The 13,241-nt window shown below is 65.3% G+C and carries 6 protein-coding genes; 3 read left to right on the forward strand and 3 right to left on the reverse strand.

The features are described 5' to 3' along the window. Positions 1-4 precede the first annotated feature (4 nt). Together BCL79_RS01310 and BCL79_RS01315 are read right to left on the reverse strand one after the other, a co-directional pair. Positions 5-265 (reverse strand): hypothetical protein, encoded by a 261-nt coding sequence (locus tag BCL79_RS01310; RefSeq protein ID WP_121036810.1) that lies wholly within the window; start codon positions 263-265, stop codon positions 5-7. Then, positions 262-8,973 carry a glycoside hydrolase family 94 protein gene (locus BCL79_RS01315; protein WP_121036811.1) on the reverse strand — a complete coding sequence of 2,904 codons (8,712 nt, stop codon included), beginning with the start codon at positions 8,971-8,973 and terminating at the stop codon, positions 262-264. The genes BCL79_RS01310 and BCL79_RS01315 overlap by 4 nt, the downstream gene beginning before the upstream one ends. 370 nt (positions 8,974-9,343) lie before the next feature. On the opposite strand from BCL79_RS01315, the gene BCL79_RS20195 reads away from it, so the two are divergent. The 3 genes from BCL79_RS20195 to BCL79_RS01325 all read left to right on the forward strand — a co-directional run bounded on the left by BCL79_RS20195 (position 9,344) and on the right by BCL79_RS01325 (position 11,252). Next, complete coding sequence (locus tag BCL79_RS20195) at positions 9,344-9,502, forward strand: hypothetical protein (RefSeq protein WP_183073620.1); 159 nt, start codon at positions 9,344-9,346, stop codon at positions 9,500-9,502. A gap of 89 nt (positions 9,503-9,591) precedes the next feature. After that, complete coding sequence (locus BCL79_RS01320; RefSeq protein WP_121036812.1) at positions 9,592-10,257, forward strand: hypothetical protein; 666 nt, start codon at positions 9,592-9,594, stop codon at positions 10,255-10,257. After that, positions 10,254-11,252, forward strand: a complete 999-nt coding sequence (locus BCL79_RS01325; protein WP_121036813.1) for a hypothetical protein — start codon at positions 10,254-10,256, stop codon at positions 11,250-11,252. The genes BCL79_RS01320 and BCL79_RS01325 overlap by 4 nt, the downstream gene beginning before the upstream one ends. Positions 11,253-12,739: 1,487 nt before the next feature. Here BCL79_RS01325 and BCL79_RS20570 read toward each other — a convergent pair. Then, the gene (locus tag BCL79_RS20570) at positions 12,740-13,120 is read right to left on the reverse strand and encodes a DUF3693 domain-containing protein (RefSeq protein WP_121036815.1); all 381 of its coding nucleotides are present in this window, start codon (positions 13,118-13,120) and stop codon (positions 12,740-12,742) included. Between the last annotated feature and the right edge of the window lie 121 nt (positions 13,121-13,241).

Raw genomic sequence — 13,241 nt, forward strand, 5'->3', positions numbered from 1 at the left:
GCCATCACTCTCCTGGCTCGCCCGGCGGCACGCTTTCATCGCGTTCGTGCCATGGCGGCAACTCCAGCCCATGGCCCTTGAGCATGGCCTGTATACACGCACGCGCATGGTCCCTCTCCGCATTCGCGCATTGGTCGAGAATCTCGCCAGTCAGCTGTTCAAACTGCGGCCAGAACTGCGCCGGGTGGCGCACGCGCGCCACCCAGTGGTCCAGCTTGTCGGCCAGGGCATCGAGCTGCACCTGTATGTCGGGACGAACGTTCATCCCGGAGGTGCACCCAGATCAAGCGCGACACGGTAGTAATGACCGTCGTCGCGGAGCAGGACGTTGAGGTCCGGCTGCAGGACGTCATCCACATGCAGCGTCGGCTGGCCCTGCGCCGTGCGGGTCACCACGAACTCATACAGGCTGCGCCCGAAGCGGTAGCTCAGTTCGAAGGACGGCCAGTGATCGGGCAGGCACGGTTCAAGCGACAGACGATCGCCGTCGCGACGGATGCCGAGCAGGGATTCCACCAGCAGGCGATACATCCAGCCGGCCGAGCCGGTGTACCACGTCCAGCCGCCACGCCCGACATGCGGCGACACGGCGTAGACATCGGCGGCCAACACATAGGGTTCGACGCGGTAGGTCTGGACCGCCGCCGGGTCCAGTGCGTGGTTGAGGGGGTTGATCATGCCGGCCAGCTCCCAGGCACGTACCGCATCGCCCTGCTGTGCGAATGCCATCGCCGCCCACACCGCCGCGTGGGTGTACTGGCCGCCATTCTCGCGCACGCCGGGTACGTAACCCCGAATGTAACCGGGGTCCTCCGTGGTCTGGTCGAAGGGCGGGTCGAGGAGCTGGATCAGCTTGGCGTCCTTTCGCACCAGATGCGTGTACAGCGAATCCAGTGCTTGGCTGGCACGCTCAGGCGCGGCAACGCCCGACAGCACCGACCAGCTCTGGGAGATCGAGTCGATGCGGCATTCCTGGTTTTGTGACGAGCCCAACATGGCGCCGTTGTCGAACCAGGCACGGCGATACCATGCCCCGTCCCAGGCATGCTGCTCCAGGTTCTGACGCAGGCGTTCGGCCTGTTCTTCGCACCATTGCGCACGGGCGGCATCGCCGCGCGCGTTGGCCAGCCCGACGAAGCGGCGAAGCGTGTCATGCAGGAAGAACCCGAGCCAGACACTTTCACCGCGCTGTTGGTCGCCGACGCGGTTCATGCCGTCGTTCCAATCGCCGCTGCCCATCAACGGAAGCCCGCGTTCGCCGAGCAGCCGGCACCCGCGTTCCAGCGCGACGACGCAGTGCGCATAGAGTGTGCCGCGCTGTGCCGAAAGGGTGGGCATGTCGTAGTAGCCTTCCTCTTCCGGGGTCACCGCGCGCCCCTCGATGTAGCCGACCACTTCGTTCAGCACGCTGGCGTCGCCGGTGACCTCCAGGTAGCGGCATGCGCCCTGGGGCAACCACAGATAATCGTCCGAGCAGCGGGTGCGCACGCCGCGACCTTGCGGCGGGTGCCACCAGTGCATCACATCGCCTTCGGTGAACTGGTGTGCCGCGCAGAGCAGCAGGTGTTCGCGGGTCAGGTCCGGGCGCGCGTGTACGAGGGCGAGCGCGTCCTGCAGCTGGTCACGGAAGCCGAACGCGCCGCCGGATTGATAGTAGCCACTGCGTGCCAGGTAGCGGCAGCCCAAGGTCTGGTAGACCAGCCAGCCATTGGCCAGTGCGTCGAACGCCGGGTCCGGCGTGCGGACCTGCACCGTGGCCAGGACGTTGCGCCAGTGGATGCGCACGGCGTCCAGCGCATCGATGGCTTCCTGGTTGCCCTGGCGGCTTCGTGCCAACGCCAGCGTTTCCTCGCGGTCGCGCCCCGCGCCAAGGCGGAACGTGGTTTCACTGCGGTCGCCCGGCGCCAGCTCCAGCGGCACCTGGATCGCCGCGCAGGGATCCATGCCCGCACCGGCCCGTGCATCCAGACGCTCGCGACGCAGCGCCGCAGGTGCGTGCAGGCCACCGTTGCGGCCGATGAACTCCAGGCGATCACAGGTCCAGCCGCAGCCCTCGGCATCGGTGTCGAAGAAGGCCATCCGGCCGCCGAACTCGGTGCTGTAACTGTTGCGCGCCATCAGCGCCCCGGTCTGCGGGTCGCGTTCGGTGACCACATGCATGCGCGACTTCGGGCGCAGGTCACCCATGACCCATTCCACGTAGCCGATGGCCGACAGCCGCCGTGGCCTGCCCGAGAGGTTGTGCAACCGCAGGACCGAGAACTTCAGCGGGGCGGTGACGTCGACGAACACCCACAACTCACTGACGATGCCGTCATCGATGTGCTCGTAGACGGTGTAGCCGAATCCATGGCGCGTCCGGTACGCCCCGGTGCCCCGGCACGGCAGCGGCATCGGCGACCAGACACGGCCAGTGTCCTCGTCGCGCACGTAGAAGGCTTCGCCGCCGGTGTCGGACACCGGATCGTTGAGCCAGGGCGTCAAGCGGAATTCATGTGCATTTTCGAACCACGTATAGCCCGGTGCGCTCTCGCTGACGACCGTGCCCAGACGGGCGTTCGCGATCACGTTCGCCCACGGCGCCGGGGTCGGGGCACCCTCGCGCACCACCACCACGTATTCGCGGCCGTCCTCGCTGAAACTGCCGGTGCCGTTGTCGAACAGGCCGGCGCCGCGGTACGGAAGGAACGGCCACGGGTCGTCCACCTCTTCGTCGTGCTCAACGCCCGGGGGCAGTCCGGGTTCGGGCCCGGGGTCGGCGACGATGGCCAGCCCGGGCGTCTCTTCCATAGCCAGGGCCAGCTCCTGCTGCTCCGCCTGCGGCACCAGGGCCGGAATCCGTCGCACAGGCAGCGGCTGGCGCCCCACCTGCGCCGCCAGCGTGCCGTCCTCGTCGCTGAGCACCACCCGTGCCACGGCCTGCAGCAGAACGCGGTCCTCGTGGCTCATGTTCTGCACCGGCCGCACGAAAATGCCGCCGGGGCGATCGAGCAGGCCGGTCTCCGAACTGGCCGCCACCATGCCCAGGATCTGGTCCTGCAGTTCCTGCCGATAGCCGGCCTTGCTGTCGTTCCAGATGACCAGGTCGGTGTTGAGTCCCTTCTGGCGCCAATACGCATGCGCCTGCACCAGCTGCCTGACCAGTTCTATGTTCTCCGCGTCGGTGACTTTGAGCAGGACGATGGGGAGGTCGCCCGAGATGGCATGGCCCCACAGCCCGGATTGTCCGCGCTGGTTCTGCTGCAGGACGGCGTCGCCCGCGCGCAGCAGCGGATTGGCATACAGCACGTGGCTGGCCAGGCGCTCGTACAGCGAGGCCTCGGCCTGGCTGGCGTTGATCTGCCGGCGCACCACCTGGCTGTGTGTCCAGGACAGGTCGAAGACACGGTCCGCCAGGCGACGATCACGGTATTTGTCGACCATCGCCTCGCACCCGGAGCGGTCCGCGCCAATGCCATACACCATGTCCAGCTGCACGGTCTGCTCGGGCTCCAGCACCACCCGCACGCGGATGGCCACGATCGGGTCGAGCACCGAACCGTCCGTGCCGGAGAGGTCGACATCGGTGGTCAACGCCTGCGGCGTGCGCGGCGTATTGCCACGCCCCAGGAAGCGCGCACGGTCGGTTTCGTAGGAGATCGACACCACCTCCGCGTCATGCACGGCGACCAGATGGAACATCCACGGTGGTATCTCGTCGTGCGAGCGCGGTCGGCGCGTGCACAACACGGCCTGCTTGGCGGCCAGGATCTCGCTCTGCACGAAGAGGTTGCTGAAGGCCGGATGCGCATCGTCGGAGGCTGCGGGCGCCAGCACCACTTCGGCATAGGTGGTGATCTCCACCGTGCGCTGGCGGCGGCCGCGGTTGGTCAGGCGCAGGCGCCTGAGCTCGATGTCATCCTCGGCCGAAATGGCGACCTGCAGATGGCTCTCGCAGCCGCGGCGGGCACCGCGGAACTCGGCCTTGGCGTCGGAGAAGATCGCCTCGTAGTGGTCCAGCGCCACGCAGGTGGGCTGGTAGGCGGCAGACCAGAACTCGCCGCTGTCCACGTCGCGCAGGTAGCAGAACGTGCCCCAGGCATCGGTGGTGCCGTCTTCGCGCCAACGGGTGAGGGACAGGTCGCCGTGGCGGCTGTAGCCGCCGCCGGCATGGGTCAACATGCCGTGGTAGCGCCCGTTGGAGAGCAGCTGCACCTCAGGGCGCGGGCCAGCCGGGTCGCGCAGGACGCGCAGGGAGGTCTCGTGCTCGGCCATGGCGGAGTGCTCGCCCAGGGATTCGACCTCATGCGGATGGAACACGCCGATGCGCGGAATACGTTCCTGCAGCAGCAGCAAGGTGGCTTGGAACTCGGTATCGGCAACGAAACGGCGCTGCATCGGCTGGTCGCGCAACAGGTAGTCCAGCGACAGCAGGCCCATGCCCTGGTGGTGTGCCATGAACGAACGCAGCAGCACGTGATCCTGCCCCGGCGGCACCCGGGCGGGGGTGTAGTCGATCGCTTCGTACATGCCAAAGCGCCCGGAGAACCCGAGACCTTCGAGTGCCTGGAGGTTCTGGCACGCAGCCTCCGGTGCCACCATCAGCGCCATCATGCTTGCATAGGGCGCGATGACCCGGTCCTGGCCCAGGCCGCGTTTGAGCCCCAACCCGGGCACGCCGAACGCGCGGTACTGGTAGTTCAGGCGGGCATCCACAGCGTTATAGCCGGACTCGGACACGCCCCACGGCAGGTTCAAGGTGCGGCCGTAGACGATCTGCGCCTCCACCGCATGCCGCGCGGTCTGGTCGAGCAGCGTGTCCGGATAGCTGGGCATCACCAGCTGCGGCATGAGGTACTCGAACATCGAGCCACTCCACGACAAAAGCGTCGGTGTGCCGTTGACCTCGGTGAGCATCCGCCCGAGCGCGAACCAGCTTTCCTGCGACAACTGGCCCTGGGCGATGGCGACGAAGGCGCACAGCCGCGCTTCGGAAGCCAGCAGGTCGTAGAAGCTGTTGTCGAGGCGATGGTCGTCGACGTTGTAGCCGATCGAGAGCAGGTTCCGGGTGCGGTAGAACAGGAACCCGTACTCCATCAGCGAGAACTGCCCGGCACGATGCGCCAGCGCCTGCAGCTGCTCGATGCGCGCGCGCGCGTCCGCACCGACGGAGCCGGGCAGGGCGGCCAACTCGCGCAGGCTCGGTACTTGCGTCTCGTCGTCGGCGCCGGCATCGGCAGGGAGGTCGGCGAGTGTTGCATGGGCGGCATGGCATTCGGCAGCGAACAGGGCCGGCCAGTGCAGCGCACCTTCCTCGGGCGACTCCGGTGCCGGCCATTGCGCCAGTACGGCGTCGGCCAGACCGGCCAGCTCCTGCAACCGGGCGAGCAGCTGCGCCGTGCCACGGGGTGGGTCGGTACGCGTTGAGGCCAGGCGCTGGCGAAGGTGGTTGAGTGCCTCGCCCAGTGGCGCGTCAGCAGGGCGATGGCGCTGCCGTTCTTCTTCCAGCACGCCGAGCGTATCGGCCAGGCCGTCGAAGGTATGTGGCGCCAGCACTGGCGCATCCACCAGCGCGAGGAGGCCTTGGCGCAGCGTCAGCAGGTGGCCGGCCAGGTTGCCGCTGTCCACGGTGGAGACGTAGCGCGGCTGCAGCGGCGCCAGGGTTTCGGTGTCGTACCAGTTCAGGAAGTGGCCGCGGTGTCGCGGCAGCTGGTCCAGCGTATCGAACGTGAGCGCGGTACGTTCCGCGACCGCGCCCAGCTGCAGCCATCCGAAATCCCATGCCGACAGATTGGCCAGCAGCGACAGGCCGATGTTGGTCGGCGATGTGCGCCGCGCCACCACCAGGGTTGGATGCTCCTGGATGTTATCTGGCGGCAGCCAATGATCCTGCTCGCGCACCCACGCCTGGAAGAACGACCAGGTGCGCCGCGCCAGCCGGCCCAGGAATGCCCGCTGTGTCACGGACAGTTCGGCCACGCTTGCGGCCGGCGGCCGGCCCAGCCACGCCATCAAGGCGGGGGCGAAGACCCACGCCAACAGCAGGGGCAGGGCGACAGGCAACGCCTGCGGAGCCACGCTGGCCACAACGGCCGCCAGCGTAACTGCCAGCAACGATGCCGGCGCCATCACCCGCCATTCCGCGCCGCGGTCGCTGCCGAGGCGGCGTTCGACTTCGCTGGAGGGGTTCCATTGCAGCAGGTGGCGGCGGGTGACGGTCATGCGCCAGAGCGTGCGCAGCACCGCGCCACCGGCCAGCAACGCTTCGTAGGGCAGACACGCGACCTGGGTGGCCGCGCGCAGCAACGACTGCAGCGTGCCGCGCCCGACCATGATGTAGTGCGCTTCCAGCGGGGTGTCGTCCGGAACGCTCAGCGCATCGCGCAGCATGCCGATCAACGGCGGCGCGAACCACAGTGCCAGCACCCATGCCGTCCACGCAGCCGGGCTTTCGGCATACAGCCAACCCGCCACCAGCAAGGCCAAGGCAGCGATCGGCACCAGGCTCCGGCGCAGGTTGTCCAGCAACTTGCCGCGCGACAGCAGGCTGAGCCGGTTGCGTTCCCAGCCCGATCCCGGGCGCGGTGTCCACGGCATCAACCAGGGCAGCAGCTGCCAGTCGCCGCGGATCCAACGCGCACGGCGCTTGGCATCGGCGGCGTAGCGCTCCGGATAGTCCTCGTACAGGCGCACATCGCTGACCAGGCCGGCGCGTGCATAGCAGCCTTCCAGCAGATCGTGGCTGAGGATGCGGTTCTCGGGCAGGCGGCCCTCGAGCGCATGCTCGAACGCTTCGACGTCATAGATGCCCTTGCCGACGAACGAGCCTTCGTCGAACAGGTCCTGGTAGACATCCGAGACCATGCGCGAGTACGGATCGATGCCGGGCTCGCTGCCGAACATCCTGGCAAACCGCGAGGTGCGGCGCGTGCCGAGACTGGTGCCGACGCTGGGCTGCAGGATGCCGTAGCCCTCCACTACGCGTTGCAGCGCAGGATCGAAGCGCGGGCGGTTGAGCGGGTGCGCCAGGGTGGCGACGAAGGCGCGTGCGGCATCCCGCGGAAGCTGCGTGTCCGAATCCAGGGTGATGACGTAGCGGACACCGATCAGGGCCGCCGTGTCACCGACGGTGCGCATGAACGCGGCCGCATTGCCCTGGCGGAGCAGTGCATTGAGGGCTGCCAGCTTGCCGCGCTTGCGCTCGTGGCCCATCCACACCCCTTCGCCCGGGTTCCATTGCCTGGGGCGGTGCAGCAGGTAGAAGCGATCGCCGCGCTCGGCCGCGTAACGACTGTTCAATTCCTCGATGCGCTCCACGGCATGCGCGAGCAGGGTGTCGTCCGTCGGCGTCTCGGCGGCCGCGGCGTCGAGAAAGTCCGTCAGCAGCACAAAGCGCAGCTGAGGATCGCGGTTGGCCAGGAAGCGGACCTCCAGCGCTTCGGTCAGGACATCGATGCCGTCGATGCTGGAGAGCATGGACGGCACCGCAACCACGGTGGAGCAGGCGGCAGGAATACCCTCGCTGAAATCGAGCTTGGGCAGCGGCCTGGGCGTGACCAGTACCGTCGCCGTCCAGTTCACCAGGACGATGCCCAGCTCGCTGAATACCAGCACCCCGAACAGCGCGGCCAGCCACACGGGCACCGCGCCACTGCCCGAGGCCAGCAGGCCAGCGGTCGCCACCACCGCCAGCAGGGCGATCGGCAGCAGGTACAGGGCAAGCGGCACGCGATGCGCCAGTCGCCTGGCCTTGCGGTGGCGGGGTGCCGCCTCGGCCACGGCATCAACGGTGGCCGTGGCGCCTTCGCCCACGAGCCAATAGCCCACATGCGTACGTGGCCCATCGTGCGGCGCAGCCGCGCGTGCCAGATCCAGCGCGATGGTCGCAACGCGTTCTTCCGCAACGCGGCTGCCGCGCGCGATCTTCTCCACGACATGGCGATAGGCATCGCGGGTGCCGAAATCCATCTGCGGATAGACGGCCATCGGGTCTTCCCGCAGCCGCTGCTCGACCACACTCATGTCTTCGACAAAGGTGCGCCAATCCATGGTGGACAGAAAGCGCAGGCTGCCGATGCTGTTGCCGATGGAGACCTGATCGGCCGCCTGCTGCTGCCCCTCGGCGGCGACGAGTTCGTCGATGCGCTGCCCAGCCGCCGCGGCCCACTGTTCCAGCCAGGCGACGGGCATGGCCCACGCGCCGCCGCGCCCCTGCAGCGACCGGGTCAGCTCGGCGATGAAGGCGCCAGTCAAGGGTGGCTCGGACCGTGCCATGTCCGCCACCACGAGCACGACATCGGTCGGGGTGTCGGACGCCGCGCGATTGAGACTGTCCGCCCATTGGGCAGCCAGGCCACGGTCCGTCCCGTCGCGCATCACCCGCGCCGCCATGCGCCGCAGATTCTCCAGCAGGGCCAGGCGCAGCATGATCGGAACGGCCCACAGTTCGCCCAGGCTCAGCGGCGCGAGCGACTGGTACGAGGCGATGAAGCGGCCCAGCGTATCCCCATCAATGCGGCCATCGCCGTGCGCGATCGCCTGCATCGACAGCTCATACACGCGCGGCAACCCGGCCGAGGGGCCGGCGACCAGCGAAGGCAACTGCCGGCTGTAGCCGCGCGGCAGGTGGCGTCGCGCGGTCTGGATCTGTTCTTCGATCAGGTAGTAGTTGTCGAGCAGCCATTCCCCGGCCGGGGTCACCGGCCGCTGTTCGCGCACTACGTTGCTGAGCAACGTGTTGGCATCTTCCAGGACACGTTCGTTGGCCTGCAGGCGATCGAGCAGGCGCTCTGCGCCAGGTCGCATCCGCACCCGATGCTGGCGCGCCAGTGCGCGGCCGTACACCTCCATCTGTTCAACGCTGTACAGCGCGGCACGCAGGGGGACCTCGGTGGCTTCAATGGCCGGAACCGAGGCCTGGCGCTCACGCCAGCGCCAACGGACAAGACGACGCAGGCGGAGCCAACGACCAAAAAGACGACGAAAGTGGGGCATGGTTTACCGAGGGGGGCAGGTCGCGGCCTTCATAGTTGCATTCGGGGTGGCGTGGTAGTTGTGAAGGTCGGGTGGGGTTGGCGGGGTTGGTCGGAGCCATGACACGCCGACGCCGCGCACGCATGGGCTTATTCGTAGTGCGGAATAACCGGCGCAAGGCGCCCATTATCCTCACGTGGAAGTGATGCCCATCTGCTCAGCGCAAGGAGCGTGGCCTGCTATTGATGCGATGGCTGTCGGACGCCCAAAACCAGCATTGGTTCGGACTACCAATATCGCTACTGGCAAGACAGTATTGCCAACGCGAGTTTCAATGATGTATACAAGCTGAACCTCGGTAATTCTGCCGGGGCAAACAAAGGAATGACGAATGGACGCACTGACTATTGGCTTGCAGGCTCTTGAAGCAGCAATGCATGCAGGGACCGTTGTTGTCGGCAGCATTGACCAGCTGGCGCAGGCCGTGACGCCTATGGCGGGGCCGGAGCTTCCGGAGGCGACGTGCGATATCAGTGAGTGCACCTGGTAATCAGCACCTTGGCTCCCGGCCCATGGCTGGGAGCCTCTGCGCGTTAAAGGCGTAGTACCAGTAGTACCAAATGCGAAGGAGCGCACTTTATGGAGTTGATTCGGTCGCTGACCATGTCCGGCGCAAGCGGCGAGCCGGTGTTGATAGTGCTTCCGAGCACTGAGATTGCGATCAATGAAGCAGTGCAGTACGCCCAAATCCATGAGATGGCTATCATTGGCGAGGCGCGGCTGGTGCCCTCAGCCATGCGCCCTGCAACGTATTTTGCTAGCTGCAGTGAGGCACGCAACGCTGGGCGGCGGCCGGCCAGCGCATTCCTCTTCACCGATCAGTTCGTCGATGCGCCTGAGAGCAGCCTTCTGGTAGGTGCCGGTGACCGCACTGAGTATCTAGGCACCACCGAGCTGATCGCTCTTGGCAGCTACGGTCTCCAGCTGCAGATCTGGACCGAGCAGGGCTTTCGCCTGATCGCTGGAGATGCTGCCACTTCGTTTGACGGCGTGGTACTCGCGCTGCAAGCGTATTACATCGCTTGCGACAGACTCGGTACCGCATGGCTTGTGCGCACACGACAGGAGCGGCGACGGCCAGAGGTGCGTCGGGCTAATGCTGTGCGTCGTATCCGCGGATACGAATCTTCGCTGATGCAGGAACTCGGTGGCGCGCCCATGTCCAACGCTGCTCATGGCCTTCTGCAGCGCTTGGGAGTATTGCGAACTGAGCTGTTGCGCTCGAGCAAGGAGATGGGCCCATGACCCCCACTCTCGCACGCATCCTGGCGCGCGCAACGCGCTGTCTTCGTTGGACAGACCGCAGATTGATCTGGGTCGAGTCCCTCTTGGAAAGCCGACTGGGCGATATTGAGATTGATAGACTCCGACAGGCGTGCAAAGAGTCCGGCGAGAACCTGGGGCGCTTCTATCACTGGAAAGTCGAGCAACTCGCATTGATCAGCTGTATGCGCGGCCTGAGTCGAGATGAATTCCTCAGACTGGTGTCCGCTGCAGACTGCAGCGATTACAGGCCACTTGACGATTCGCTGGCAGATGACGGACGCGGATTGGTGCTCGCAATCCCACATCATGGTCACTTCGTGCTCTCCATCATTGCCGCTGCGGAACGGCTTCGACAGAACCGCAGGGTCAGCATCTTCTACGAATCCCCTGCGGCTCAGAGCAGCAACGCCATTTTTGATGCCGCACACGGCTGTTTGTTTGGAGAGGGGGGGGCGGTATCCATCATTCACAACACACGCGCAGGATTAATCCAGGCAATTCGAGAGCTGCGGGCCGGACAGGTGGTGATCATCATGCCTGACGTCTACAGAAACCAGGAAGAGACGTGGCAGATTCCGTTTTGCGGGGGACACCGCAATGCAATGTTGGGCACTGCTGTCCTGTCCCGCCGTACCGGAGCAAAGGTCGTTCCGATGGTGTCGAGAGTCGGGGCGTCACTGTTTGACTTCGCGACCCAATTTGGCACGCTTCCGATGCCAGTGGATCCTCCGTCGGATCCCGTCACCGAGGTTTATTCGGACTACACCGTAACGGCAGCGATCTTTGCGTCAATGGAAATGGCGATGCTAGACCAGCTCTACGCATGGCAGTACACGCGGGGCCATCGTCGTGGGGTACATCAGCAGCATGGATCCAGCCCGAACCTGACCGAGCTTCTGGCACTTGGCGAACTGATGCTTCACGACCCCAGGCTCCAGCCGAGTCCCACTGCTGCCTTTTCACTCACCACTTGACGGCGAACACGGGCGATCAGGAAAGTGTCCGCAATTCGGCCGGAGGGGCCTTGCACGCGCTCACGGTTTCGAAGATAGGGATCGATATCAGCCTTTCAGAGCATGGGTCAGTTTTCGTGATGCTCACGGTGGACAGATCAGAGGGTAGAAATTGGCTTCCTGCCGCTATGTGCTTTACCGGCTTCATGGAGTAGGGCGGCTGATGACGCGCGACGTGGCGCTGCAGTGGACGGTGATTGAGCGGGGCACATCAGCCGCCGTCGCCGTTCTGGCTACATTCCTTCTGCTGTTGCTGATTTATAAGCTCTCTCCATTTCCCGCTCTGGCAGAGTCGCCGAGTCGAATGTCAGTTCGCCTGATGCCGCGGCCGCTCCAGGTGCCGGAGGCTATACCGGCACCCAGCCCCCGTGGAGTCGCCCATCCACGGTCGACGCGCCCGGCGACAGCGCAGCCCTCTGCCAAGGCAAAGCCCAAGGGAGCGGCCCCCGACACGCTCAGAGGCCGCCCTGAAGCGCATTCTTCGCCAGAGGTGACCTTGGCGAGTCCCTCGGCCAACTCAGGTGTCGTCGGCAGCAGCATCAGCCCAGCTGGGCCGGACACATGGAGTAGTCTCCCGTCGAAAGGAGCGCACGTTTCATTTCAACGCGATTTTTTGCGGAGAGACGCTCCAACATTGAAGGAGCTGCCTGCGGGGCGTTTCCGGATGAAACGAGAGATTACGCCTCAAGACATCGTAAAAGGTGCATCCCAAGTGCTGGGATTCTGGCCGCCAGGCTATACCGATGACCCGTGCGGGGGCATACGTCGATCAGTACAGCAGTTGTATATGGCGACCACACCCAGAGAAAAGACGCAGCTCGCAGACGCGGTGCGTTTGCGACAGATGTACTGCCAGTAGCTTTTTGCTCTATAGCGCTGGCACATGGCACACGCATCCCGCAGCGGTTGCTCGATGGCGTTAGTTTTCCCAATTTTTTTCACCAGATTAGGCCAATAAAATCAGTTGGTTGGCGGAACTATGCATCGCGCGTACGACATCAGTGGCTGTCGTATCAGGCCGCGTCGGGGACTGGCGTCAGAGGCGTAGTCTTCAGCCAATACAGGGAGCCTGACCGGTGCCAAGCTGCCAAGGATTACCGGGATGCCGTGTATCGTGCCGGTGGCCGCAGACGTTCGTTTGAGCTTAGTCGGCAGCTGGACGATAAGGGCTATGCCGCCTGCAAGTGACGGGGTGTAGGGGCGATGCCCCTACGGAGGTCAACAACTACGACCTTGACCATCTGGCGCAAGGCCCCAGCCTCGGCCTTGCGCCGGGACGCAAACCCGGCAACACGTTCCGGCGTCATCCGGTCGCCGTCAGGACTGAGTAGGTAGTTGCCTCTGACGCTCCAGCCCGCGAAGGGGCCGGTCAGGTCCTGGCACATGCATCAATGCTCGCAGGAGCCTCAGCAGGCCTAACTGGTACCTCACCGCTGCTGCCATCTGCGTTACATAATATACATTCCGGCCTTAGCCGAACCCGTCGAAGCCGTTGCGGCAGTAGGGGCTGCGGCCATTCCAGCAGAGATCGTTACGACCATCGCCGTTGCAGCCAGCTTTCGCCATAGAGCCTTGACTCGCGGGGTGGGGGCCGTCTCAATCTCATGGTCTGCGACTGCCTTTCGCACGTCCCATCCCAAAGCCTGAGCGCAGCCAATCACCGCGTCCACGTCCATCGTCCTGATGCCGGTGCAGTAATTGTTGAACCTCTGAACGCTCAGCCCTGCACGCCGGGCCAGCGCTGCCTGTGACTCAGCCGGGAAGGCCTGCCGCAGCCCTTCGATCAATTTTTCTTGGGTCGTCATATCCACGCCTGTTGACATTTGCATCCACGCCCGTTTATACAGTGCTCCGTATCCACGCGTGTGGATGCACCCCGTCCCGGCTCCCCTAGGCCGTGGCGGGGGTTCTAGGGGTTAGGGGAGGGGGTAGGGCGCATGAGTCCTTTCG

Source organism: Stenotrophomonas rhizophila (assembly GCF_003651185.1).
GTDB classification, from domain to species: Bacteria; Pseudomonadota; Gammaproteobacteria; order Xanthomonadales; family Xanthomonadaceae; genus Stenotrophomonas; species Stenotrophomonas maltophilia_Z.